Source organism: Bradyrhizobium sp. B120 (genome assembly GCF_049075665.1).
Classification (GTDB): domain Bacteria; phylum Pseudomonadota; class Alphaproteobacteria; order Rhizobiales; family Xanthobacteraceae; genus Bradyrhizobium.
The window spans coordinates 2,032,230-2,056,578 of the sequence record NZ_CP185242.1; the positions used below are offsets into that span (position 1 = coordinate 2,032,230).

Below are 24,349 nucleotides of genomic sequence, written 5' to 3' on the forward strand. Positions count from 1 at the left end.
GGACAATCGTTAGCCTGACGACGGCCTGTCGAGAGAGATGACTTGACGTAATCTTGACGCGCTCATTCATCGCTTGCCTCCGTCGACGGGCCGTTCTGAACCAGGCGTGAGATGAGGCGCGCCAGAATCTCGATCGCCGCCATGCGGGCGGCTTCGTCGATTTGTTCCCACGCGACTGGCGCGCTTGGTAAAACATCGCGCTGATCGAAAAAGTCTAGGTTCAATTGCATGGCGGCTCTCCTTGCCCGGCGCCGACTCGGCACCCCGGATGCAAAGAGCGTCGACGAGCTTGCGCAAGTGGAGCAAATCACCGAGCCTGCCGAGATCGTGGACAGCGTCATCGGCATCGATTGGCGGCGCGCCTCCAAGCGGCTCAACCTTCCAATCGGTCCAACTCGCCGGAATCAACGAGCGACTGCCATCCGGCAGAACTGTGAGGAGATAGTGGATGCCGCGCCGCCTGATGCTGCCGATCACGGCTAACGCCTGACCTTCGAATGCGTGACGCGTGCGCGTGATCGTCACCGAAGCTGGGACATCATGGCGATGGGCAGTCTGTGGCCGCTTCCTTCGACACCATCGACCACGAGTGGCTGTTGCGGATGGTGGCGCACAGGATCGCCGATCCACGCATCCAACGGCTCATCGAGCTGTGGCTGCGGGCTGGCGTTCTTGAGAGCGGCGAGAGGCAAGAGACGGACAGGGGCACGCCGCAAGGAGCGGGCATGGCTCCTCGAACGCAAAAGGTAACTTTGCGTAGCCGGCAGTGCAGCGTCCGCACTGCCGGCTGGCGGGCCGTCCCCCGGTGCCATGGGCAAAGGGATGCAGTGCCGGATGATGATCTTGTCGTCGCCGACGAGGATTTCCTTGACGAGAAGCCGCAGGACGCGCTGGCGTTCCAATACGTCGAGGGTTCCCGCCGACGACCGCAGTCGCGTAAGGAACGTGGCCAGCGTTTCAGCGAGGCGCAGGTAGGCTGCACGGTCGACTGACTGGTCGACGACCGCCTGCAGTTCGGCGTTGTCGGCTTGTTCGCGCCGCCGCAAGTTCGGCATGCGCTCGCGCAGTTCGTCCAGCGAGAGAAGGCCGTCCTGATAGGCGGTGAGCAAGCGATCGATGCTCTTGCGGATGCGAACGAGATCGCGGCGGAGAGCCTCCTCACGGCGTTTGGTCGGGTCGGCTTCTCGCGCCGCTGCGAGCCGTCGGTCGAGTTCGTTATGGATGAGTTCGGGATCTTCGAGCAGCCGCACGATTTCCGCCCAAACAACCCCGTCCAGAAGATCCTGACGCACTGGACGGTTGCTGCAAACGGGGCCGGATAGTTGCCGCCAAGCGTCTGAGCCGAGACATCGATAATAGTGGATCGCGCGTGCGCTCGATCGCGTCGATGTGCGATAGAGAGCGTAGCCGCACTTGGCGCAGCTTACGAGACCTTGCACGACGCTGGGCGTGACGGTCCGCCGCGGCGCATGAGTCTTGTTGGTCTCGAGCCGCTCCTGCGCGAGCGCAAAGGTCTCTTCGCTGACGATCGGCGGCACGGCGATCGTGATCCAATCCCCTCGCGGCTGCTCGTGGCTGGCGCTGTTGCGAGTGGCAATGCCGCCACGCATCCGTATTGGCCGCGTGATCCGTTGGCGCGGTGCAAGCGTCGTCTTACCAAAGCAGGCTTGGCCTTTGTACGCCGGATTTCGCAGCATTCCCCAAACCGTCGAGCGCTCCCACCGACCGCGTCGCTTGCAGGTGGGGATTGCCTGTTCGTTCAAGAGGCGAGCGATGGCGCCGATGCTGAGCCCCTGAACGGTGTATAGTTCGAACATCCACCGTACAATGCGAGCCTGCTCTTCGTCGATCTGGTAGTACGCAGCCGAGTGATCTGTCTTGCGGATAAAACGATACCCGAACGGAGCGCCGCTCAGTACGCTGACTTCGCCCTGACGAGCGCGATGTCGTTTGCCGCGGCGCGAGCGCTCCAGAATCTGGGCTCGTTCATATTCCGCGATCATTCCCTGGAACTGCACGAGCAATTCGTCCTCAGGCGTCGAACCGCGCGGCGCGCGCACAAACAGGGTCTCGACGCCGGCGCGGGCGAGCTCCTCGATCAAGAGAATCTGGTGCGCGTATCGTCTGCTCAACCGGTCGGGCGCATAGATGAGGACGGCCTCGATCAGCCCCTCGGCAGCAAGATCGCGCACCCGCTCAAGGCCGGGACGGATTAGGTTCGCCCCACTATAGCCGTCGTCCTCGAAGACCCACTCCTTCGGCACTTCGAATTGCCGCGCGCGGGCGAACGCAACCAGCGCCGCCGTCTGACTGGCGATCGTGTTCTCCTCCCTTTGTTTGTCCGACGATACACGAGCGTAAATTGCTGCCGTCTTCATCGTCTGCTCCCGTCACCTTTGCGCTGCCCACCACCCGGACCCGATCAGGAACCAGAATGTCGTAAGCCTGTTCGAGCTTGGCAGCGAGCAGCCGATCGAATGCGAACTCTAGATGGATGGCACGACGTATCGGTCGCTGCTCAACCATGCCTGCGCTTCACCACCAGGAAAGCCGCCACGGCCTGCCTGACGACCTCGCTTGTCGTGACGCCGCGCGCTGTTGCGTGAGCACGCAGACCGCGCGCGAGGCTTTCCGGCATTTTGAGCGTGATCGTAACCGAGTTCTCGGCCGCCAACGGCGGCGCACCCGCTCGCGCCAGTTCGAGGTAGCGATAGGCTTGTCGTCGCGACAAGCCAAACGTGCGCGATAAAGCCACAGTGGCCTCCGCCATGCCGATCTCGTCCGCGAGCAAGCGCCGCGCGGCTCTCAGTCGTTCGGCCTTTTGCACTCGCGTCGAACGAATCATCTGACATGTGGGTATTACCTTTTGCGTCTCAAATCAACCACGCACCGTCCACGCCAGCCCACAATCGCCCGTTCGAAGCGGAAGTTATCTTTTGCGTTCAGGGAGCCATCAGCCCGCTCCTTGCCAACATCTTCCTGCACTACATCCTCGATCTCTGGACCCATCAATGGCGTCGTCGCCGCGCACGCGGTCGCATCGTGATCGTGCGCTATGCGGACGACTTCGTCATGGGCTTCGAGAGCAAGGCAGGTGCGCAGGAAATGCTCTTGGCCCTCAGGGCGCGGCTGGCCAGCCTTGGCTTGATGCTCCATGAGGACAAGACGCGGCTGATCGAGTTTGGCCGGTTCGCGGCCCTCTCACGACGGCGGCGCGGCGAGCGGCGGCCCGAAACCTTCGCCTTCCTCGGCTTCACCCACTATTGCGGGCGGACCCGGGATGGCCGGTTCATCGTGAAGCACAAGACGGAAGGGAAACGCCTGACGCGCAAGCTGACGGCGTTGCGCCAGGAGGTCCGGCGGTTCATGCACGCGCCACTGGCCACGCAACACGAGCGGCTCGCCGCCGTTCTGCGTGGACACTACGGCTACTATGGCAGACCGCACAACTATCCGGCGCTCAACGGCTTCTACCGGGAAGTGCGTCGGACCTGGCTGCGCTGTCTGAGACGGCGTAGTCAGAAAAGCCGGCGCATGGGTTGGTCGGAGTTCGAAAACCTGACGGCTCGCTTCCGTCTGCCCGTTCCACGCATCACTCGCACTTGGGCGCAGGTGCCGATATGACGCGGGTTACTCTCGGGAAGAGCCGGGTGCGGGAAAGCCGCCCGCCCGGATCTGTGAGGACGAAAGCCGAATGGCTGAGCTACTCGACCACGACCATGACGCGCTGCACTGCTGCAATATAATCCTCACGGCTGAAGTTCGAATGCCATGCGCCCACGTAGCCGGGGGAGGAATCCGGCGGTGTCTTTGGGCTGGCAAGTAGTGCTGCAACCTTTTTGGCTCGACGGCGTGCACGCTCGCCGCGACGTACGGGATCCTGCTCCGGCCATCCGGTCGAAACGATCCAGCATCTATCGTCGCGATGGTCGTAGCTTAATACCACGTCATAGAAGTGCAGGATGGCTTGGAGTAAGGCTGTCGGGGATTGCCGGCGCCGGCAATTGCTCCGGTGTCCTGTTCAAATTGTAAGCAAGGAAACCGGCCGCACCTTCCTGGAACGGCGGGAGATCGGGGCGATGCGCTTGCGGATACTCGGCGAGAAGGGTTTGAAGAGCTTCCCACGAGTGGCCCTCAAGAGGCTCTCCGTTACAATTCGCCTGTCCATCCACTACCCTAAAGGTGCTGAATGGGTCGGACGTCAAATATGATAGCGCCCGAGCAAGTCATGCCTTGCTGCGCTATCGAGAAATTTGAGGTGCGCGCGATTCGCGAGACATCGCATCGCTGTGACAGGCTCAATCCACTGTACCTCGCGGACGTACATCGGGCCTTCAGTCGCCAACGGTTCGCATGCTGCGAGACGCTCCCGATTGCGATCCCAATCCCACCGAGAGCGATGCTCGTCCTGGACCGAAGCTATTGAGACAAATTATCAGACTAGCCCCCGCCAATGGGCCCGCCGCGCCGACCAACCGCGTTTATCGCTGCCGTTGAGCCCAAACGCGTATCCGTTGATACATTGTAGTCGGCTGCGAGCCGCAGCTCCCGGAGTGGTCGTACCCGGCTGATCGGTTCCTGGTAAAGATTATACGCCTTGTAAGCTGCGAGCTCCATCTCGCTGTCGAACTCACCGTAGACCACGACGTCGATATCGTTGCCGAGCTGGTCGGTCTTGCGATTGCGAGCAACTTCGAGCCGGCGTGCATAACTATCTTGGGATCGAGCTCGTTGCAACACCATCGCGGCATGCCGCGTGGCGATCGCAGCATTGGCGTCGCTGTTGGAGCGTCTGCCCCGTGCGCTGGCGGTCGAGGCCGAGCGCGCGCTCCCGCCCCGGGACCTGAGCCGGCCCTCAGCCGTCATCGGAAGTGGTCGCCTCGATCGACAAAGTGAAACGCGTCTTAGGCCCAGTCCATCATGAGATGAGTCTTGAAGCCTTGATGTTGGATTGGCGTAGAGGAAGTGCCGCGTGAACTCCTCATTCGTCCATGCTTCTAGCGGCAATCATAAACACGAAGTCCGGCTCCCCGGTGAGGTAATAGCGGATCACGATCTCAGGTGCCAGCCCAAGTGCCGTCATCACTGCTCTTGTCCACGTCAGCGTCCCCTCCGCGTGACCGCGGCTGAGAATGACGAAGTCCATCGGCATAGGCAATGACATACGCAAACTGCGGCTTTTTTATCCGGCAATAGGCAAAGGTAGCCGCGGCGGTGAACGTCCCCGTGGCAATGTCGAGCTTGCCCCTGGTAACGAGTTCGGCCGCCACCCGGCTCGCCGTCGTGACCGCTGGCTCGACCGCCTGTAGCAAAGGCGACCGCTTCCAAAGGTGGAGTAGGTACGCTCTTAACCAAACTAGTTAGCTGGCACAGAAGCGAGGCTGGGCCAGACGTCCTATCTCCAGCGACCATGCCTCGAGACGAACTCTGTCAAAGGGGACCGGAAGAGTGGTGGCAAAGGCCGTAAGCGCAGTACGCTCCAGGGGGGTGTCGCGAGTTCGCTGCTTTCCGCAATCTACATGAACCGATTCCTGAAGCATTGGCGTCTGAGTGGACGCGGTCGCTCAACGAGGCGAAGACCTTGGCGAAAGATGCTCGGCAAGAAAGCTTCGATTTTCTTGGCTACACGCTGGGACCCCGCCATTTTCCTGAAGGTGGTCGTTGGTATCTTGGCGCGGCTCCATCCAGGAAGAGTGTGCAGCGGATCAAAACTAAAGTCAGCAACTTGCAGACGCCGGGCAACAAGGGCGCCTAGCCTGAAGTGCAAATCCGACTGAACCGCCTCCTACGCGGTTGGTCGGCGTACTTCTCGTATGGCGGTCTCGCATCGTCGTACCAGACGATTGACGATCACGTCTATGATCGGGTGTGCGCAACTTCCTATGCAATCTACATAAATGCCGGGGCGCGGCACAAAACGGTTTCCTCGCGAGGCTGTCAACGAGGAATTGGGGGTGCTGCGCCTCCGTCGCGGGCGCGAAATGTCGCCGCGTACCTCATGATGAAGTCAATCGGAAAGCCGGATGCAGCAACCGGTTTGATGAGCGGGGAAGGGAAACGGGGCGATGCCGCACGGCCCAAGCAACCGCGGCTCTCGACTCTACTCGGCCCCTACCATCGCGCACCAGCGTCATCAAGCCCATCGTTGTCTTGCGGAAGTCGACCAGCGTGCTGGTCACGTAAACCTGAACACCCGCCGGAATCATGCCTTCCGAACCGCCCGGACGTCCCTTCAAAAGTGAGAGATCGCTCCCCCGCCGATCCGAGAGTCACGATGGAGAGGCCCATTACTACACTGAGGGCGTCGCAAAAAATTCAGCGACCGTCGTTGCCTGCAGGCGCTGACCGCTTGCTCGCATTTAACGGCGGTTCGCGCGTTCGGCAGAGGTTCGAGCCGCTCAGACGACAGAGTGTTGCACGGGTAGACCAAGGGACAGCGGGCGCCCTCGCCAGAAGTGACGCCGGGCGGGGTCTAGTACCCACTTTTCTTGGATCGTGAGTCGTGACTCAAGATATGGATGATCCCCAAAGCAAGAGAAGTCCACCCTTCGAGGAAAGATCGCAAGGTGCTTGAGGCGTGTTGTCGCTCGCCGGTGACGTTGCAGCGCGATTTGAAGCGGGCGCGGATAGTTCTGTTGGCGGCGGACGGGCGCAGCACCCGGTCGATCGCCAGAGTGTTCGAAGATGGCTCTATCGGGGAGATCGTTCGCAACGGGAAGTAGGTACTGGAAGGCCAGGTCCAAGGTGTGTCACCGATCGTCGTTTCATCGTGCGAGGACATCATCCAGAGTGTCAAAGAGCAATGGCGCGTGTGGCGGGATGTCATTAGCTCAAAGTCGATCAACTCCGTGAACTCGACGGGCGCGCATTAACCGGTCGGACGCGTGAGTTCTTACTGTTTGCGAGCAACGATCGAGTACCTTGCGATTATCGCTACGCCACCTACAACGGCCGGGTCAACTACCAACTCTAACAATTGATCTCGAGTAGCGAAGCATGTCACCTCATCATGAGCGTCGGGCCAGCCGTCAAAACGTCACAAGGAGTTCGGCATGCATAGTCAACCACAACGTGCTTTGCCAATGCCCTCGTTGGATACGAACCGGCTTGTCCTGAGTAGGCCCGGATCGAACACAGAAAGAGACAGGCGATCGTTTCCAGAAACCCTCGGATATCGATGGATTTCAAAGGTCATCTGGCACTCTTCCCGATTGCCGGGGCTGACCGGCGTCCATCGCGGTAAATTGGCCGGGCGATTGGGAAAGCTAGTAGCTTGGTGGTCGTGACAAGAGAATTGGTTCGAAAGAGCAGGCGAACCAATACGTGTGAGATTTGATTATCCTTGGAACGTTTCGGTCGGAGCAGCCCCTCAACACTGGCTTCGCACCAAATGAACGCAGCAGGCGAGGATAGTCCAATTCAAAGGAAGACATGGCATGCAACGTAATGATGAAATGAAGCTTGGACTATTCCTCATTCAGGCAGGATATAACGAAGGTGCGTGGCGCGATCCGAGCGTGCCAGCGAATGGCGGAGTTGATATCGACCACTATGCCCATCTTGCAGCACTTGCGCAAGGTGCGGCATTTCACTTCGTATTTCTCGCGGATAGCCCAAGCGTGGCAGAACAAGATCACGCAAACATAGCACGTGTAAGCCGAAACGATGGGTTCGAGCCAATCACGCTGTTGTCGGCGCTTTCATCGAGAACACCAGACATCGGGCTTGTCGCGACAGCGACGACGACATACAACGAGCCCTATCATCTTGCGCGTATGTTCGCATCACTTGACCATCTATCGCGCGGACGAGCGGGCTGGAACATCGTCACCTCGGGATTTAAGTTCGAAGCCCCGAATTTCGGCGAAAATGAACTTCCAGATCATCGCACGCGATATGCTCGAGCGAGAGAATTCGTACACGTTGTCGAAGGTCTTTGGGACACGTGGGAGGACGACGCTTTCATTCGCAACAAGCAAAGTGGCATTTACGCCGACACCGCGAAGCTGCATTTGATTAACCACCGAGGGAATTACTTATCCGTCCGAGGCCCCCTGAATATCGCGAGGCCACCTCAAGGCTATCCCGTGTTGGTTCAGGCTGGAGCATCAGATGTCGGAGTACGGTTCGCTGCAGAATTCGGCGAGGTAGTGTTCACCGCCGAACCTTCTTTAGAGAACGGTAAACGATACTACTCGGCTCTCAAAGAGCAGGCGCGCGCACTTGGGCGGGAGGACAATCAGGTGCTAGTCATGCCGGGCCTTGTCCCGATTGTTGGGAAGACTAGGCAAGAGGCATCTGAGAAGCTTCAAAGACTACAATCCTATACGACCATGGACGCTCAAATTGGGGTGGCCGATCGTTTCCTTGGGTTCGTCACCGACCTGCGTTCGCTGAATCTTGACTCATTGGTTCCCGAGACTCTACCGCAGACGAATTTCATGCAGAGCCGTCAAGAGGTGCTGCTCAATCTGGCCGCTCGCCATCAGTTCACCTGGAGACAATTGATCCGGCTGGTGGCGGACAGCCGTGGCCATCTGATGGTCGTTGGTACACCGGACGAAATTGCCGACGCTATGGTGAATACATTTGATCAACGTGCGGCTGACGGATTCAACGTATTGCCGGCGACCGTTCCCGGCGGACTCCACGACTTTGTCGAGCTCGTCGTTCCAGAATTGCGTCGACGCGGCAAATTCAGATCTAGATACTCCGGACAAACATTAAGAGAGAACCTCGGCCTCAAGCGGCCATTCAATCAGTTCAGACGAGGGTGATCTTCCCCCACGCGCTTAGCTCAGTTTGAAGTTCGTTCTGGCCCACGGCAAGGACCGGAGCATGAAGCGCCGCCGCTTTTCGGAAGAGCAGATCTTCGGGATTTTCAAGGAGCATGAGGCCGGTGTGTCGGTCGCCGATCTGTGCCGCAAGCATGGCGTCAGCGATGCCAGCATCAGGACCAAGTTCGGTGGAATGGAGGTCTCGGAGGCCAAGCGGCTGGAGCGGGGGCTAACAGCATCTCTCTTGGTCGAAAAGCCTGGCTCCTCTGCGGCTCCGATCGCGCGGACGGCGCGCCGGCGTCGCGGCCGCTACGTGCGGCCAGTCCGACCCCAGAGCACCCGTGCCTCCCCGAGTTCTTCCAGCAGCCTGCCGGCTGCTGCCTTGGCCCAACCATCTGGGGTGCGTCCGATCCCCGACAGCTTCACCCAAGCTTCGGCGCCTTTAGCGAGCGCCAGAAGCCCGTCCGAGTGCGGACGGGCGCTGTCCGCAAGTCCGAAGCCTCGGAACACACCAGGCAGTGGCCGTCGGCCAGGAGCAGCTCTGCGAGGCGCTCACGTCCTTCAACGCCGCCGGACACCTACAGGTGGAGGCCCAGCTGAAGGAAGCGACTCGGCTAGCGGATCGGGATCCTCCAGGTAGGGCCCATCTCGAATCCATGTTAGCCGCGGGAAAACCTATACGCGATCGTCAAAATCATTCCGACTTTCGAAGGAGATTTTAACCACAGCCCATATCGCTCGGAGCGCGATCAGCACGTTGTGAACGGAAACCCCCGCATCCTGTCTGGTCATTTTAAATCAACGCGGGAACGTATCGCGGCTGCGAAAGGGCCTGTTCTTGTCCTGCATGATACGACCGAATTCACCTATCAAAGAGAGCGCCCGGATCTGATCGGGATGATTAAGCGTATCCCCAAAAGCAACTCTCGAAGATTGGACGGAAAACCCCAAACGTACACGACATGCGGAATATTGATGCATTCGAGCCTTGCGGTGACCCTCGAGGGGCTTCCACTGGGGCTCAGCGCCGTGAAGTTCTGGACCAGAAAGAAATTCAGAGGGGTCGCTGCGCTCAGGCGCGAGGTCAACCTGACACGGATCCCCATTGAAACCAAGGAGAGCATTCGGTGGCTGGAGAACCTCAAGCAATCCACGGAGCTTTTCGAGGAGCCATCGCAGTGCATCCATATCGGTGATCGTGAGGCCGATATTTATGAATTGTTTTGCGCCGCCCAAGAGGTTGGAACGCATTTCTTGGTAAGGACCTGTGTCAATCGCCTGGCAGGCGATGGCGACCATACCGTTGCAACGATAATGGACGAGGTCGTGGTCAAAGGTCTCCATCGGATCGAAGTCCAGGATAGCAAGGGCAATCCAGACCAGGCTGTTCTTGAAATCCGGTATCGTAAAATCCGTATTCTGCCACCGATAGGCAAGCAGTCGCGGTATCCAGCTTTGACTTTGACAGTGATCCACGCTGACGAAAGAGGAGCGCCAAAGAACAGAAAGAAGATTGAATGGAAACTCCTGACCGATCTTCCGGTGCAATCGCGCGGGGATGCGATCGAGAAACTCGAATGGTATTCCCTGCGATGGAAGATCGAGGTCTTCCACAAGATACTCAAATCCGGATGCAGGGCAGAGGACTCGCAACTGCGGACTGCTCAGCGATTGACGAATCTGATCTCGGTGTTCTGCATTGTGAGCTGGCGCATTTTTTGGATGACGATGCTCAATCGTGCAGCGCCAAATGCCTCACCGGAATTTGTGCTGACCAAAGCTGAAATCCAATTGCTTGATCGGCTCGTCAAAGACAAGAAGCCAGTCAGCACACAACGAAAGACATTGTCGCAGTATCTCATCAAGATCGCCAGGCTCGGCGGCTATCTCGCCCGCGCCAACGATCCGCCACCAGGGAATCTGATCATGTGGCGCGGATTATCGCGATTCATCGATATCGCAACGGGAGCGACACTCTGACTCAGAAATGTGGGTAATCGTAAGCCGACGAAGGCCGCCTTGCGCGGTGTGATGGAGATTGAAGACATAGGCGTATGACTGGACACGCCACTATCCCGCAGAAGTAGCGCTCCGATGCCATCTATGTTGTTGATCGGTCGAAGGCCCACCAGTCTTGTAATACCGGATGGCGGCGCGCGGAACGTTGTCCTGGCCAATCCACCCCAAGAAAGCGACGAAGCTCAACTGCATATGCGTCACGTGCCGGCGGATTCGGTTCGGATGCGGGGCTTTATGAAAATCGACTGAAGCGATCTTTTCGAAGTCTTTGTGCCACGAGCCAGATGTCGATTTCAACGTAAACAGCCCTGATGCTGCCAGCGCACACGTTCCTGCTCCTTCAACAGATCCAGTGAAATTCTTGCGACATTCTTACGACATATGTGCGTTGTCCGATCCCCGTTGAGACGCTCCAGCATGTTGGTCAACTTCATGAGCCTGTGATCGCCGGCGGTGGTCGATGGCGCATCGCCAGCGCCGTTTCCTCCTGAATAAGCCTTCCGGTCTCGTCCACCGAGCTTAAGACCTCGGCGAAGCATCGAGGCCGACGTCGATCATGACTTTACTCCTTTGGATGGAATCGGTCCATGATCGTCAGCTAAAGGCGGCTACTCGGCAAATAGGTCAGGCGATCGGGGACCGAATACCGCATCTCTTCCGTGAACCGGATCGGCGACCATGTCCATCCCACTTCGAGGTGATAGACTCTACCAATTGTGGGAGGAGATTGCGGGTCTCAGGTTAGCTATAGCTCCTTGAGGCCGACATCCATCGGAATGGGTGACGTCTACGAGGGCGGCAGAAAGGAGCCTATGCCAAAAGATAACCACTTTGTCCAGGGAAGGACGTTGTCAGTCTTGCCGGATCGGACCTTGCTGACTCTGTCCAGCGTAACCACAGCAATCCTTTTCGCTTGGCTGCTATACTACAGCAGTTACGGTCTCGATCTCACCGACGAAGGTTTCTACCTCAACTCCATCGCGAACCCATTCGCCTACGCAATCAATAGCCCGCCGTCACTTTTCGGCTTCGTCTATCACTGGCCATATCAGTGGGTTGGTGGCGACATCGCAATGCTTCGCATGGCGAACGTCACGCTCACCATGGCGCTGGGCTGGATTCTCAGCTTCCTTGTGATCCGACGCCTCTGGACAGTGGGCTGGCCGCATGCGGCGGTGCTGTCGGCAGGGATCGCCAGCCTGTCATTAGGCGCCTTTCAATCCTGGTTCCTCAGCGCGCTGCTCACCCCCATGCCGCGCGGCAATCTGGATGGAAGCTTCCCAGCCAGATTGTCGCGCTATACCCCCAACTACAACACACTGAACTTTCAATCGCTCTCGATGGTGATGATCGGCTTGTTGCTGGCCGACCGACTAGGGCACATCCGCCAGGTCCTGGGATGGATCCTGGTCGGCATTGGCGGCTGGTGCTGCTTCATGGCCAGGCCAACCACCGCTGCGGCCATTGCCCTCGTCGTTGTGCTCCATGTCGTCGTTTTGCGCCGAAAGTCGTTGCTGCCCGTGCTTGGCGCGGTGCTGGTCGCTCTCGCTCTACTGATCGTTACCGCCTACTTGGTCGACGGCGGCATCACGGGGCTGGTCACCCGTATGGTCAACAGCGCTGAGATGGAAATCCTGCTGGGGGCCGGGCCCGAGGTGTCTCGCATGTTTCGGATCGATTGGCTCGCCACCGATCATTCCCAGCTCGCTATCACTTTGTTAGTGGCGATAGCGTTTCTGCTCAACATTCTCACGGGCTCTAAGCATAAGTTCCTCCCATCGCTGGCTCTCGCTGCGGTGTTGATCGTAACAATAGCGATTGCGCTGCTAGGGATCCATCCGATCACCATCAAGCCCTCGACCCTGTTCCTGGTGCCGGCCTTCACATGCCTTGGTGCGATGTTTTATCGTGGGGGACTAGGGTCTGTACCTAAATAGCGACACGTGATTCTCTTGCCTACGTGTTGATTCGGGGGCGAGAGAATGCGCGATGGTTTGTTTTGGCTGAACGACAGGCAATGGGCGCGTATCGAACCGCATCTGCCGAGGGGACTGACGGGGCCGGATCGGGACGACGACCGACGCATCGTCAGCGGCATCATTCACATGTTGCAATCGGGTGCACGATGGCGTGATTGTCCACGTGAATACGGCCCTTACACGACGATCTACAATCGCTTCAATCGCTGGGCCAAGCGAGGACGATGGTGCGCAATCTTCGAAGCGCTGGCCAAACCTGGCGAAGACGGCGTCGTACTGTCGCTCGACTCGACCTCGATTAAAGCTCACCGGTGTGCCTCCGGCGGAAAAGGGGGGAGCACAATCAAGCAATCGGCCGCTCGCGCGGAGGCCGCACGACAAAAATCCATGCGCTGAGCGATCCGCTCTGCCGGCCGGTCGTCCTGCATCTGACTCCAGGCCAGTATGCCGATATCGCTGCGGCTCCCGATGTCCTGGCGCTCGCGCCACCCATGAGCGTGCTCCTCGCCGACAAAGGGTATGATGGCGACAAGCTTCGCGGCGAAATCATTCGTCGCGGCGCCAAGCCCGTAATCCCCAATAAATCTAACCGTGTCGTCATCCATCGCTTCAACAAACGCGCCTACAAAGGACGAAATGTCATCGAACGCTGCTTTTGCAGGCTCAAGGACTTCCGGCGCATCGCCACGCGATATGACAAGCTCGGCCGTAATTTTTTGGCCGCTGTTCATCTCGCCGCTCTCGTCGCATATTGGCTCAATTGAGTCTCAACCCTAGTTCTGCGCACCCAGGGTCCCACCGGCATCGCTTTAGCGCTAAACTTTTTGATCCTGCCGCACCTGTCCGCGCTGGGTACCAATGGCAATTACTGGAGCGTCGGTTCGAGCGCCGGCTTGTTCTGGATGCTCGCGGCCGTTGCCTTCCTGAGCCCTCTTGCACAACAGGAACGTAGCGTCGCCACCCTGCTGCCCCTGACGGTCTTGGCACAGTTGCTCACTGCATCAGTAGTCAATACTGGCTTCCTCCAGCCGTTGCGTCAGGTCAAAGATCTGCGCGCTTATACCGCCGTCACACTCCTGCCGGGCGGTGGAAAATTGGTGCTCTCGCAACCCCTCCACGACTATCTGGCCACGGGCAGAGCACAAGCTCGTGCGGCCGGTCTTGAAGTCGGTACCCCGGTGCTCGATCTTTCTGGCCGTTCGCCGGGCCTGCTGTATGTGCTCGAGACGCGACCGCTCGGTATACCATATCTGATCGGGAGTTACCCCGGTCGGTACGAATATCCCGGCAGTAGCGCAGTCGCGGTAAAGACACTCGGACTTGAGAACTGCGCCGATCTGGCCCAATCGTGGGTACTGATCGAGCCGGAGGGCCCGAGACATCTTGACCAAGCCAGTGTCATGGCCTCCTTTGGAGCCGGGCAGGCGGACTATGTCGCCGCCGCTACATTCGAAACCCCCGTCAATCACGGGGATCTTCCGAATGCCAGGCAGTTTTTGTTCAAGCCCGTACGCCCCGCCGCGCTGGCGGAGGTATCCTGCCGTGAAGCCAGGCGACAACGGCCGGATGGCCAGAAATGGAACCAATAGTGAAAGCTGTGATCCTCGCGGGTGGCCTTCCCGAGTCTCCAAGGAAACCCCTTCGTTCATGCCCATTATCGAGATCGGCGGCAAGCCGATTCTGTCCAACATCCTCAATCTACTCGCACTATGGCATCAACGATTTAGTCATCTGCTGTGGCCATAAGGGCTATCTGACCAAAGAAATACATCGCCAACTACTTCCTTCACATGTTTGAATGTCACCTTCGACATGACAAATAACCGCATGGAGGTTCACCAGCACCATGCCGAACCTTGGAACGGGACGCTGGTCGATACTGGCGAGAAGACCATGACTGGTGGTCGGCTCAAGCGAGTCGCCAAATATCTGACCGATGACGACGCCTTCTGTTTGACCTATAGTGATGGTGTGGGAGACATCGATATAACCGCATTGATCGCCTTCCACCGTCGCCAAGGTACGCTCGCCACCCTAACTGCTACTTATCCGGCTGGCCGTTTCGGCTCCCTCGAAATTCGCGCTGATCACCGTGTCCACCATCAAGGAAAAACCCAGGGGGCGGGGAGATGATTAAATGGTGGCTTCTTTGTGCTCTCGCCGAACGTAATTGACCTGCTAGTAAATGACACCACTATTTGTCTATTTGTGAGCGGGAGCTGCTCACGGCCTTGGCTGAGCAGGAATAGCTTTCCACCTACCAGCACCACGGCTTCTGGCAATCCATGGATTCTCTGCGCGACAAGACGTTCCTCGACGCGTTCTGGGTTAACACCGAGGCTCCTCGGAAGGTGTGGTAGAAATGAGCGCCTGCTGGGCAGGCAAGCGCATCTTTCTCACAGGGCACAGGGGGCTTCACGGGCTCGTGGCTCGCGCTGTGGCTGCGACCTCTCGGCGCGCGGGTGGCCGGCTACGCGCTCGCCACCACCCGCAATGCCCAGCCTCTTCGGAATCGCCCGCGTTGGGGCTGGCTTGGAGTCGATTCTTGGCGACGTGACCAACTACGATCACTTGGTCGGCGCGCTTCGTAGCGATGCGCCCGATATCGTGATCCACACGGCTGAACAACCGTTGCTGCGCTATTCCTATGCCAGACCCTGTGAGACCCATCGTACCAATGTCATGGGAGTGGTGCACTTGTTGCAGGCCGTTCGCCATGTGAACTAAGTCCGCGCCGTGCTCAACATCACCTCCGACAAGTGCTATGAGAACCGTGAATAGATCTGGGGCCATCGTGAAAACGATCAACTCGGCGGACGTGATTCCGATAGCACCAGCAAGGCCTGTGCCGAACTTGTAGCCTCGGCCTTCCGTGCTTCTTTTTTCAGCTCAGCAGCCATGTGGGCCGTACGGTGGCGCTGGCCACAGCCCGTGCCGGCAATGTGATCGGCGGTGGCGACTGGGCCCAGGATCGATTGATCCCCGATATCCTGCGCGCGATTGCAGCGGGGAAGTTGTAGAAATCCGCCCACCGATCGCAATTCGTCCGTGGCAACATGTTCTCGAACCCCATTCGGGATATCTTACATTAGCTGAGCGCCTGTTCACCGATAGTTTGGCCTTTGCTGATGCCTGGAATTTCGGCCAGCCGAAGCCCACTCGGTGGCCTGGATTGCCGATCGTGTGTATGAGCGACTTTGCCGCTTGAGCAAACCCGGCGTTTCAGTCTCCGCTGGTGCGCCGGTGACTTTGGCGATGCCAGCGCGGGGGTCTCCATCAACATCGGAATGGACATTCTTGCGAGTGGGACTGCTCTCCGCGACTGTCCTATCCAATCTGGCGGTCTAGAAATTCTGGTTAATCCTCTCATCTGTATATTCATGGGGTGATCGAACTGAGAACTACCAGAAAATGCACATAAATGACGTTGGGCGCGGAATCCATAAGACCACAGGTGTGGTTTCCGGCCGTCGCTGCCTGGCCTGTGATGCGATCGAACCAGTGGCGGACGATGAACCGATTTGGCCGCTCGCCTGGCGTTGCCCCCGATGTGCGCATGTCGTTCCACAAGCGGAGGGAATTCCGATGTTCGCGCCTGAGCTTGCGAATACCGCCAGCGGATTTGATCCCGATGCGTTCGACGCGTTCGCCAAAATCGAGGCCGGGCATTTCTGGTTTGTCGCCCGCAACCGCTTGATCGTCGGTTTGGTGGATCGATTTTTTCCGCGAGCGCGTTCGTTCATGGAAATAGGCTGTGGGACTGGCTTCGTGCTGCGGGCGATTGCAGGATCCCGGAAGTGGGATCGCCTAGTCGGGTCCGAATTACATCCTGCAGGGCTTGAGCATGCGAGGAAACGTCTGCCATCGCAGGTGGAATTTGTCCAAATGGATGCACGGGATCTTCCAGCCGAAGGTATCTTCGATCTCACCGGCGTATTCGACGTGGTGGAGCACATTGCGGACGATGAGCTGGTTCTGAAGGGTCTGCGAGCCGCCACCAAAAGCGGAGGCGGAACGATCATAACCGTGCCGCAGCATCCGTGGCTATGGAGCCGCGCGGACGAAATCGTACATCATCAGCGCCGTTATCGCCGAGGCGAGCTAGAGGCGAAGCTGCGTAGCAACGGCTTCGAAGTTCTGTTTTCATCGTCTTTCACTTCACTGCTGTTTCCGCTGATGATGGCTAGCCGCCTGAAGCCCAGAAAAACGAGCGCGGTTGAAGACGTTTACGAGTTCAGGTTAAACCCTACCATCAACGGGCTATTTCGCGGCATACTCGAAGCGGAGGTTCGGATGGCGCTCGCGGGCGTCCGCTGGCCCGCAGGGGGCAGTCGGGTTGTGGTTGGATGCGCAGTTTAAATTCGCCGCGGCTTGTGCCACGTCGGGTAAGTGCGATCAGAGATTGTAAAGAAGAGGGCAGATGATTTTGATGCGAGGCAGGAGCGGGTGCCGGGACGGTAGCTTCATTTGGGACTAGTTGTCGTGCTTTCGTTCTCTCCCGCTGCCGGCCCAGCCCAGTCCCTCCGGCAGGGCGTGCCCGCCTGTCCTGGGCAAACGCGGTGGCGATGAAGGCGGAGACCACGCGCCGCCCGCTCTTGCCGGCATGCGCCAGCGCGTTGCGCATGAAGTGCACGCGGCAACGCTGCCAGGTGGCGTTGAGCACCTTGCTGACGGTGGCCTTGATGCCCTCGTGGGCGTCGGACACGACCAGCTTGACGCCGCGCAGGCCGCGCCGCGCGAGCTTGCGCAGGAACGCGGTCCAGAACGTCTCGGCCATGCGGCGCGGCTCCAGGAAGCCCGGGAAGTAGGAGCCTTTGCGCAGCTTGGGGATGCGCAGTTCGACGGTGCCGGCGCGGGTCTCCCAGACCCGGTCGCGGTAGCCGTTGCGCTGGGCCAGACGCTCGGGATTCTTCTCGCCGTAGGCCGCCCCGGTCTGGCCTTCGACCTCTAGCTCCATCAGCCGCTGGGCGGCAAAGCCGATCATCTCGCGCAACAGATCGGCATCAGGGGTCTTCTCCACGAGCGTGCGGAGGTTCATCATCTCGTCGGTCATCGGTGGTTCCTCGAATCAGGTTGGTGTCAGCAACCCGACCCTACCGACGAATCATCGATGACCACCGCAAAGCCGCCCGCCCGCTACGGCGCTGTTTGGGGGCGCGCGTGCAGGCGGCTTTGCTCTACCGAGCTACACCATCAGTTGGGACACGACCGTAATTTACGAGTCCGGCCGGCTACCATGGTTCCACCGCACCCCTTCATCGTCGCCCTATTCTTCCTTGGCGGTCCCGGGCTGTTGCGACCTCCCTGTCGAAGCTCAGACAATAACGAAATCAGCCAGCGCATCGATCAGGCTCGAGAGCAACAGGAAAGCGGGAACCTAAGCCGATCGAACTCCATCGTAAGCATCCCTAATGCTCTGCACTTCATTGAAATACGGCGTCACGATCGAAATGGTCTTCACTGGGGTCTGCCAAATACAAGATAGCGATTGATCGCGTAAGAGAGCAGAGCGAGAATCGGAAGGGCAACGGTTTGGCCGGCGAGCGGCGATACTGCGAGAGAAGTCAATCGGTCCAGCAGCAGGATATTGGCGAGCCAGACGGCTGCGTGGCCAGCCACAAAGGGCAGGAGTGCCGAAAGTCTTCGACTGCGAAAGACAAACCTTCCGGTAGAATGAAAACTGAACACAATCCCGCAGATAGTCGCGAGCGTTATGGCAAGCTGATGAGACCCGAGAAGCAGGTACAGAAGCGCAAACAAAGCATAGCCGAAGGCCGTGTTAGCGGCACCGACCAGTACAAATTTGACGAAAGTGACCGGTGTGCGCTCGCCCCTGTAGCCCTGGGCGCCACCGGCCCGAATGTCACTTACCATAGATGTCGCCTCGCGCGGACCGCACCCGTCTCAGGACAGGCAATGCGATTTCAAGGGAGTGACGCTGGGGTGACACGAGATCGAAACGGGCTTTCGCGAAGCAACATCGCTTGGAGCCCGTGAGGTTGTTGGTGGTCCATGCAAACTGGATTTGAACGCCGAAGCGCGGGAAGCTCAAGGAGTTCATGCTTGCTGACAAACCTCTTGGTGTAGCGGTCGACCGCGCACATTGCGCGCCTGCCGGCGCCAACAGTCGATGACGGCGTTCCACTGAAGTGCTCCAGCATAGTCGCGCATCATCGGACTGGGTGAGATAACATAGATTCACGGCACCAAGATGTTGCTGACTCCCCCCTCTCCGCGCCATTCGTGAAAGTCGCGGTCGTTCCTCACAGTTCGAGCGCGCCGACCGTATACGTGATGCGGCTTTTCGGGGAAGCACGAGACCATCCTCGGCGAGTCTCCTTCAGGCGGGAATCGTTGGCCGGGAGAATTACCTGAAGCGGCGCGCCTGGTGTGATCTGATCGTAGACTCGTCCACTTACGCCAAATTCGTCACGGGCACTTGGCCAGTTTCTGTTTGGAGGCCGCAGCAAGTTCGCGGCAACCGCGACCTTGATGTTCACCGATTGTGTAGCAAGCACAAACGTCGCAGGCGAATTCATAAGGAACGATCGGGTAAGCTTCATCGCAAAATGCTGGCACTAACCTTGGCCCTGCGCTTTCTCTTTCGCATTCCATCAGTCGGCATGCCACTCGCGGAATTTATAGACGCCTCTGAGAGACCCAAATCGTTTATTGGGCGTGTCATGTGCAGCTCCGTCTTTCGATACCTGATAAGCGGCTTTCCGTTACATGCTAGCCTCGGATTCTCGCCACCTATGACTGTCTCGAGCCATCATTTCTTGGGTCGCCACAACTGACAAGTTGCGAGGCTTAGTCCAGAACCGATAGTCGATCTCAATAGTAAAGAATACAGCAAACGGGATAAGAAATCCCCCTACCACTTCTGGACGGAAGCACAAGATCGCTCCCGATGATTTGCTCTTCCGAAAAGCGGCTGCGCTTCATGCCCTGGTGCTTGTTTGGGCCGGAGCAGACTTCAACTTGGAATCCGTGGACAAGGGACAATGGTCCCGGCTGCGCCAACGCCTCTCGATTTTTGTCTGGTTCCTGACAGGGCCGCATAAAACCTGTGAGATTCAAGCCATTTGTAAGCGCTCGGCCGGGGCCCTATTGAGGCTGGCTTGACGCTTTGCGGAAGCGCCACGGCATGAGGTCGCCGATTCTGCTATGGGGATGGCCGTCGATGATCGCCTCAAGGGTTTCGGCGATGTAGGCTACCGGGTTGACGTCATTGAGCTTGCAGGTGGCGATGATCGACGCGAGCAAGGCCCAGTTTTCTGCCCCGATTTCATGTCCTGCGAAGAGAGCGTTTTTCCTGGTCAGGCAGATTGGCCGGATCGCGTTCTCGACCGGGTTGGTGTCGAGCTCGAGACGCCCGTCTTCGAGGAAGCGGGTCAGCCCCTGCCAATGATTCAGTGCATAGCGGATGACCTCTGCGAGTGTCGAACCGCTGGAGATCATCGACAGCTGTTTCTCGAACCACGACTTTAACGCGGCTACCATGGGCAGCGAGTGCTCCTTGCGCGCGGCCAGCCGGATGTCCGGCGATGAGCGATGGCGTAAAGCTGCGCGATGTGCCGAACGGCAGCTTCGGCGATCGGCGACTTGCTGTTGCGTACCAATTTGACGAAGCGCCGGCGCAAATGGCTCCAGCAATGCACGAGCGTCCATGGCCCTTGCGGTCGAACGACTTCGTTCAACCGGTCATACCCGTCATAGGCGTCGCATTGCAGGTAGTGTCCGCCAAAGCCGTTCAGGAACTGCTCAGCAAAGGCACCGCTGCGACCGGGGGCATATCGGAACAGCACGATCGGCGGACTTGGACCACTGTGGCCGCGGTCGTCTGAGGCGATCGCCCAGAAGTAGCCTTTCTTCGTTTGGCCGCGCCCCGGATCGAGTACTGGCGCCTTGGTCTCGTCCATGAACAGCCGATCCGCCATGGCCAAGTGGTGGCGCATGTGGTCCGCGATGGGCTGAAGATGGAAGCAGGCGCGGCCCGACCAGTTGCCCAGTGTCGCCCGATCAAGCCGGATGCCCTGGCGCGCATAGATCTCGGCCTGACGGTAAAAAGGCGTATGGTCGCCAAATTTGGAGACGATCACGTGCGCGATGGCCGCTTCGGTCGGCAGCCCGCCGGGCACCACGTGCTCCGGTGCATGCGCCTGCACAACGGGGCCCGAGCAGCGGCGACAGATGTATTTCGGACGGCGTGTGACCAGCACACGCCATTGTGCCGGTATCACGTCAAGGCGCTGGCTGACGTCCCCGCCGATCTTCGTCATGGCGCCGCAACCGCACGGGCAGAGCGTGCTCGCAGGCTCGATAATCCGCTCCACCCGCGGCAAATGGGCAGGCAAGCAGCCGCGATTGCGATGAGAACCATGATCTGGCGCGTTCCGCGATCGACCCTGGATCACCGCCTCGGCTCTCTCCTGCGCAGCATCCAGGATGCCTTGCGCGATCTCCACGTCTTCGAGCGGCAAATGATACTGATCTGGTCGCAGCTTCTCGGATTTCGCGCCGAACCTGTCGCGTCGCAATTCGCCGAGAATGACCTCCAGCCGACGCCGCGCTTCTTCCGATGCCGCCAGTGCCCCTGATGCTCGCTCAAGGCCGCCTGCGTTTGCGCCAAAAGCGCCTTAAGGCGTTCGTTTTCGTCGCGCAGCGCCGCGATGCTCATGCGCTATTTCGAACACAGCGCCGCCGCGCGGGCCACGTTCAAAATAGCTGCCGAGTCATTCTGCCGCAGTTATCCCGCCGTCTGCGGGCGCCGAGCTTCTTCCGGGCGGACCAATCTCCAATCCAGCCCCTCGAACAAGGCCGCGAACATCGCCGGCGACATCCGCATCACGCCGTTCGCGATCGTTGGCCAAACAAACTTGCAACCTTCGAGGCGCTTGTGCACCAACACCAGGCCCGTTCGATCCCAGACCAAAATCTTGATCCGGTCCGCCCAACGCCCGACATTCTGCATACAGTCTTCGAAGCGCGACAATTGCATATCCGTGGCATCCCCTTTTTGGACGAACGCTTCAAGTCGCACCGTTCCGACGCGGCAAGGATTTGAAGTGCATCTACACGGAGGAACGCCGTGGGTTTAGTCGTGAGGTACCCAACTGGATGTTCGACAAAAGCTACTGCTCCGGCATGGCGCTTGGACCGCCGCAGGTCAGTATTGAGGGGCTCAACGAACTTGCCGTTGTTCTGAAGCTTCTCGGAACGAATCAGGCGTCGAGCGCACGATCCCGTCCTTCGGTGAAGAGGGAGAAGGGACGTGCGGAGAAAAAGCCAATATCGCGAGCCGATGCAGCTGGGTCTGGATCTGGGTCACCGGATTCCCCAGAACCCGCTGAGCGCCAATCCCAAAGGTCTGGTCCAGGCGCTCGCCGATCTGTTGCTGGAAGCGGCGGGCGTCCAGACCGCTCAGATGCCGGGAGGGGACCATGAGTATCAAGATCACGCCTGATCACCTCAGCCGCACCGCCGTCGTCTATGTTCGCCAATCGACAATGTCCCAAGTCACGGGGAATCTCGAAAGCCAGCGGCGGCAATATGACTTGGCAAAGGCCGCGGAAACCACCGGATTTAAGTCGGTGACGGTCATTGACGACGATCTTGGCCGCTCAGGTTCCGGCAGCACTCAGCGGCCCGGATTTGAGCGGCTTGTGGCGATGGTGTGCTCGGGCGATGTCGGTGCCGTCTATTGCATCGAGGCATCGCGGCTGGCGCGCAATGGACGCGACTGGCATCACTTGATCGACCTATGCGCCCTCGCCGGCGCGTTGGTCATCGATCCCGACGGCGCCTATGATCCGCGGCTTGTCAACGACCGCCTGCTTCTCGGACTGAAGGGGACGATGTCGGAGTATGAGCTGAGCCTGCTTCGCCAACGTGGAATCGCCGCTCGAGACTCCAAGGCCCAGCGCGGCGAGTACCGCTTCATGCTACCACCCGGATTTTGTTGGAGTGAACTCGGCAAGATCGAAATCGATCCCGACGAACATGTGGCGGGAGTGGTTCGACTCGTCTTCACGAAGTTCCGCGAGCTCGGCAGCGCCCGGCAGGTCTTTCTTTGGCTGCGCACTGCCGACATCAAAATGCCTGTAGTCCTGAGGAATGTTCAAATCTACAAGCTCAGCTGGAAAGCGCCGGCCTATCACACGGTGATGCAGATCCTGCACAATCCGCTCTATGCTGGCGCCTATGCGTTTGGCCGAATCGCTCAGAAGACACGGATCGTGGACGGTCGCGCCCGCAAGGTCAGCGGGTTCAAGAAGCCGCGGGAGGAATGGAATGTTCTCCTGCGCGACAATCATTCCGGCTATATCAGTTGGCAGGAGTATGAAGACAATCAGGCGCTGTTGCTGGAAAACGCGCACATGAAGAAGAACTGCTCGCGGAAATCGGCGCGCGGGGGACGCGCACTTCTGACCGGCTTGATGCGGTGCGGACGTTGCGGTCGGATGATGCCTGTGGTCTATGGCCAGGCCAAGGGGAATGCCCATCGCTATCAATGCCGCGGCGATGACGCCCATGTCGGCGCAGGCTTATGTATCGGCATCGGCGGAGTACGGATCGATCGTGCGGTCGCGCTGCAAATCCTCGAGGCTGTCTCCGATCGGGCTGTTGAAGCAGCGATATTGGCGTCCGACCAGATTGAGCGCTCGAGATATGAGATCATCGCCGCCGTCGAACGGGAGCTTGAGGTCGCACGCTACGAAGCGTCTCTTGCCGCACGCCGGTACGAGCTTGTGGATCCGGCGAAGCGTCACGTTGCCCGTGAACTTGAGGCGCGCTGGAATGGCGCATTGGAGCGGGTTGCCGAGCTTGAGAGTCGGATCAAGGAGCTGCGCGCCGCATCGGCGGAAAGTCCCAAGATCGACCGTGCCTTGCTTCTGCAACTTGCGTATGATCTGCCGCGGGTGTGGAACGCACCGTCCACGGACACACGCACCAAGCAGCGGCTGGTTCACATCGTAGTCCGAGAGATTGTTTGCGATCTCGATGAGGACACCAACGAGGCCGTTCTGCTCATCCACTGGACCGGCGGCCGGCATACGGAGGTTCGTGTTGCTCGCGTTAAGACGGGCCGATATCCGGGGGATATGGCGCCCACTGCCGTCGACGCACTTCGTAAGCTCGCTGGTCATTGGCCTGATCGAGAGCTCGCCGTGTCGCTCAATCGGATGCGCTGCAAGACCGGTGACGGCGAGACCTGGACGACTGTTCGAGTGCGGGAAATGCGCGAACGCTTGGCCTTGCCGGAATACGACCCCGCGTCATCCGACGGCAAAATGATCAGCCTCGCGAAGGCTGCGGCCCACTTTGGAATTTGCGTCGGATCTGCAAAGAGCCTGGTTCTGAAGGGCATCTTGCCGGCAACACAAGCAATCAAGGGCTCGCAATGGTTGGTCCCCGTTGACACGCTGAGTTCGGAAGCAGTACGCATAGCGGTGCAGCGCGTGATCGAACGTCGACCGAAAAACTACATTGATTATCAATACGATAGGATGACCCGTCTGCCCGGAATCTGACAAAGGGATGTACAATGAAACGAGCTGTGCTCTTTTCGAA

General features: G+C 59.0%; 20 protein-coding genes and 6 pseudogenes. 16 read left to right on the forward strand and 10 right to left on the reverse strand.

Annotation, left to right across the window (positions count from 1 at the left end; genetic code table 11):
* Positions 1 to 62: 62 nt before the first annotated feature.
* On the reverse strand, positions 63 to 230 hold the full coding sequence (locus ACOIX3_RS09615; protein ID WP_420969512.1) for a hypothetical protein: 168 nt from the start codon (positions 228 to 230) through the stop codon (positions 63 to 65).
* Here ACOIX3_RS09615 and ACOIX3_RS09620 point away from each other — a divergent pair.
* Positions 229 to 483: a hypothetical protein gene (locus ACOIX3_RS09620; protein WP_420969514.1), complete on the forward strand. Its 255-nt coding sequence runs from the start codon at positions 229 to 231 to the stop codon at positions 481 to 483. The genes ACOIX3_RS09615 and ACOIX3_RS09620 overlap by 2 nt on opposite strands.
* A 38-nt stretch (positions 484 to 521) precedes the next feature.
* Here the strand turns inward: ACOIX3_RS09620 and ACOIX3_RS09625 are convergent, their stop codons facing one another.
* A complete protein-coding gene (locus tag ACOIX3_RS09625) occupies positions 522 to 2,378 on the reverse strand; it encodes a recombinase family protein (protein ID WP_420969515.1) in 1,857 nt (618 codons plus the stop codon).
* Positions 2,379 to 2,518: 140 nt separating this feature from the next.
* Positions 2,519 to 2,770, reverse strand: a complete 252-nt coding sequence (locus tag ACOIX3_RS09630) for a ribbon-helix-helix protein, CopG family (protein ID WP_420969517.1) — start codon at positions 2,768 to 2,770, stop codon at positions 2,519 to 2,521.
* 80 nt (positions 2,771 to 2,850) lie between these two features.
* On the opposite strand from ACOIX3_RS09630, the gene ACOIX3_RS09635 reads away from it, so the two are divergent.
* Entirely contained in the window at positions 2,851 to 3,624 is a 774-nt protein-coding gene (locus ACOIX3_RS09635) for a reverse transcriptase domain-containing protein (protein WP_420969518.1), read from the forward strand.
* Between the two features lie 323 nt (positions 3,625 to 3,947).
* Here ACOIX3_RS09635 and ACOIX3_RS09640 read toward each other — a convergent pair whose 3' ends face one another.
* The 3 genes and pseudogenes from ACOIX3_RS09640 to ACOIX3_RS09650 all read right to left on the reverse strand — a co-directional run bounded on the left by ACOIX3_RS09640 (position 3,948) and on the right by ACOIX3_RS09650 (position 5,146).
* Entirely contained in the window at positions 3,948 to 4,172 is a 225-nt protein-coding gene (locus ACOIX3_RS09640; RefSeq protein ID WP_420971698.1) for a hypothetical protein, read from the reverse strand.
* A gap of 268 nt (positions 4,173 to 4,440) precedes the next feature.
* Positions 4,441 to 4,710: pseudogene (locus tag ACOIX3_RS09645) on the reverse strand (Dabb family protein); the annotation flags it as partial.
* A 271-nt stretch (positions 4,711 to 4,981) separates the two neighbouring features.
* Positions 4,982 to 5,146: a hypothetical protein gene (locus ACOIX3_RS09650; RefSeq protein ID WP_420969519.1), complete on the reverse strand. Its 165-nt coding sequence runs from the start codon at positions 5,144 to 5,146 to the stop codon at positions 4,982 to 4,984.
* 435 nt (positions 5,147 to 5,581) lie between these two features.
* Between ACOIX3_RS09650 and ACOIX3_RS09655 the strand changes: the two genes are divergently transcribed.
* The 12 genes and pseudogenes from ACOIX3_RS09655 (at position 5,582) to ACOIX3_RS09710 (ending at position 17,134) form a co-directional block, all read left to right on the forward strand.
* Positions 5,582 to 5,755 (forward strand): hypothetical protein, encoded by a 174-nt coding sequence (locus ACOIX3_RS09655; RefSeq protein ID WP_420969521.1) that lies wholly within the window; start codon positions 5,582 to 5,584, stop codon positions 5,753 to 5,755.
* Between the two features lie 6 nt (positions 5,756 to 5,761).
* Positions 5,762 to 6,499: a group II intron maturase-specific domain-containing protein gene (locus ACOIX3_RS09660; RefSeq protein WP_420969522.1), complete on the forward strand. Its 738-nt coding sequence runs from the start codon at positions 5,762 to 5,764 to the stop codon at positions 6,497 to 6,499.
* A gap of 19 nt (positions 6,500 to 6,518) precedes the next feature.
* A pseudogene (locus tag ACOIX3_RS09665) lies at positions 6,519 to 6,674 on the forward strand (IS630 family transposase); the annotation flags it as partial.
* A 762-nt stretch (positions 6,675 to 7,436) separates the two neighbouring features.
* A complete protein-coding gene (locus ACOIX3_RS09670; protein WP_420969523.1) occupies positions 7,437 to 8,777 on the forward strand; it encodes an LLM class flavin-dependent oxidoreductase in 1,341 nt (446 codons plus the stop codon).
* Positions 8,778 to 8,838: 61 nt separating this feature from the next.
* Positions 8,839 to 9,000 (forward strand): annotated as a pseudogene (locus ACOIX3_RS09675) (transposase); the annotation flags it as partial.
* 536 nt (positions 9,001 to 9,536) lie between these two features.
* A complete protein-coding gene (locus ACOIX3_RS09680) occupies positions 9,537 to 10,757 on the forward strand; it encodes an IS4 family transposase (protein WP_420969524.1) in 1,221 nt (406 codons plus the stop codon).
* 815 nt (positions 10,758 to 11,572) lie between these two features.
* Positions 11,573 to 12,733, forward strand: a complete 1,161-nt coding sequence (locus ACOIX3_RS09685) for a hypothetical protein (protein WP_420969526.1) — start codon at positions 11,573 to 11,575, stop codon at positions 12,731 to 12,733.
* A gap of 23 nt (positions 12,734 to 12,756) precedes the next feature.
* Positions 12,757 to 13,539, forward strand: a pseudogene (locus tag ACOIX3_RS09690) (IS5-like element ISBj2 family transposase).
* Positions 13,540 to 13,599: 60 nt separating this feature from the next.
* Entirely contained in the window at positions 13,600 to 14,364 is a 765-nt protein-coding gene (locus tag ACOIX3_RS09695) for a hypothetical protein (RefSeq protein WP_420969527.1), read from the forward strand.
* Positions 14,365 to 14,587: 223 nt separating this feature from the next.
* Positions 14,588 to 14,908 (forward strand): hypothetical protein, encoded by a 321-nt coding sequence (locus ACOIX3_RS09700; RefSeq protein ID WP_420969528.1) that lies wholly within the window; start codon positions 14,588 to 14,590, stop codon positions 14,906 to 14,908.
* Positions 14,909 to 15,307: 399 nt separating this feature from the next.
* The gene (locus ACOIX3_RS09705; RefSeq protein WP_420969529.1) at positions 15,308 to 15,502 is read left to right on the forward strand and encodes a GDP-mannose 4,6-dehydratase; all 195 of its coding nucleotides are present in this window, start codon (positions 15,308 to 15,310) and stop codon (positions 15,500 to 15,502) included.
* A gap of 858 nt (positions 15,503 to 16,360) precedes the next feature.
* Complete coding sequence (locus tag ACOIX3_RS09710; protein WP_420969530.1) at positions 16,361 to 17,134, forward strand: class I SAM-dependent methyltransferase; 774 nt, start codon at positions 16,361 to 16,363, stop codon at positions 17,132 to 17,134.
* 184 nt (positions 17,135 to 17,318) lie between these two features.
* Here ACOIX3_RS09710 and ACOIX3_RS09715 read toward each other — a convergent pair.
* The 4 genes and pseudogenes from ACOIX3_RS09715 to tnpB form a co-directional block, all read right to left on the reverse strand.
* A pseudogene (locus ACOIX3_RS09715) lies at positions 17,319 to 17,828 on the reverse strand (transposase); the annotation flags it as partial.
* Between the two features lie 404 nt (positions 17,829 to 18,232).
* Complete coding sequence (locus ACOIX3_RS09720; protein ID WP_420969531.1) at positions 18,233 to 18,649, reverse strand: GtrA family protein; 417 nt, start codon at positions 18,647 to 18,649, stop codon at positions 18,233 to 18,235.
* A gap of 1,233 nt (positions 18,650 to 19,882) precedes the next feature.
* Positions 19,883 to 21,366, reverse strand: a pseudogene (gene tnpC, locus ACOIX3_RS09725) (IS66 family transposase).
* Between the two features lie 158 nt (positions 21,367 to 21,524).
* A complete protein-coding gene (tnpB, locus tag ACOIX3_RS09730) occupies positions 21,525 to 21,776 on the reverse strand; it encodes an IS66 family insertion sequence element accessory protein TnpB (protein WP_420969533.1) in 252 nt (83 codons plus the stop codon).
* A gap of 273 nt (positions 21,777 to 22,049) precedes the next feature.
* On the opposite strand from tnpB, the gene ACOIX3_RS09735 reads away from it, so the two are divergent.
* Complete coding sequence (locus tag ACOIX3_RS09735) at positions 22,050 to 22,241, forward strand: hypothetical protein (protein ID WP_420969534.1); 192 nt, start codon at positions 22,050 to 22,052, stop codon at positions 22,239 to 22,241.
* On the forward strand, positions 22,219 to 24,309 hold the full coding sequence (locus ACOIX3_RS09740) for a recombinase family protein (RefSeq protein ID WP_420969535.1): 2,091 nt from the start codon (positions 22,219 to 22,221) through the stop codon (positions 24,307 to 24,309). Before ACOIX3_RS09735 ends, ACOIX3_RS09740 begins: the two co-directional genes overlap by 23 nt.
* Positions 24,310 to 24,349: the final 40 nt, after the last annotated feature.

What these genes read in the sequence shown, in the direction of transcription:
- ACOIX3_RS09620 (WP_420969514.1), top strand. Translation starts at nt 229, where the DNA reads ATGGCGGCTCTCCTTGCCCGGCGCCGACTCGGCACCCCGGATGCAAAG.
- ACOIX3_RS09615 (WP_420969512.1), bottom strand. Translation starts at nt 230, where the DNA reads ATGCAATTGAACCTAGACTTTTTCGATCAGCGCGATGTTTTACCAAGC.
- ACOIX3_RS09625 (WP_420969515.1), bottom strand. Translation starts at nt 2,378, where the DNA reads ATGAAGACGGCAGCAATTTACGCTCGTGTATCGTCGGACAAACAAAGG.
- ACOIX3_RS09630 (WP_420969517.1), bottom strand. Translation starts at nt 2,770, where the DNA reads ATGGCGGAGGCCACTGTGGCTTTATCGCGCACGTTTGGCTTGTCGCGA.
- ACOIX3_RS09635 (WP_420969518.1), top strand. Translation starts at nt 2,851, where the DNA reads ATGTGGGTATTACCTTTTGCGTCTCAAATCAACCACGCACCGTCCACG.
- ACOIX3_RS09650 (WP_420969519.1), bottom strand. Translation starts at nt 5,146, where the DNA reads ATGGACTTCGTCATTCTCAGCCGCGGTCACGCGGAGGGGACGCTGACG.
- ACOIX3_RS09670 (WP_420969523.1), top strand. Translation starts at nt 7,437, where the DNA reads ATGCAACGTAATGATGAAATGAAGCTTGGACTATTCCTCATTCAGGCA.
- ACOIX3_RS09685 (WP_420969526.1), top strand. Translation starts at nt 11,573, where the DNA reads ATGGGTGACGTCTACGAGGGCGGCAGAAAGGAGCCTATGCCAAAAGAT.
- ACOIX3_RS09700 (WP_420969528.1), top strand. Translation starts at nt 14,588, where the DNA reads ATGACAAATAACCGCATGGAGGTTCACCAGCACCATGCCGAACCTTGG.
- ACOIX3_RS09710 (WP_420969530.1), top strand. Translation starts at nt 16,361, where the DNA reads ATGTTCGCGCCTGAGCTTGCGAATACCGCCAGCGGATTTGATCCCGAT.
- ACOIX3_RS09720 (WP_420969531.1), bottom strand. Translation starts at nt 18,649, where the DNA reads ATGGTAAGTGACATTCGGGCCGGTGGCGCCCAGGGCTACAGGGGCGAG.
- tnpB (WP_420969533.1), bottom strand. Translation starts at nt 21,776, where the DNA reads ATGCAATTGTCGCGCTTCGAAGACTGTATGCAGAATGTCGGGCGTTGG.
- ACOIX3_RS09740 (WP_420969535.1), top strand. Translation starts at nt 22,219, where the DNA reads ATGAGTATCAAGATCACGCCTGATCACCTCAGCCGCACCGCCGTCGTC.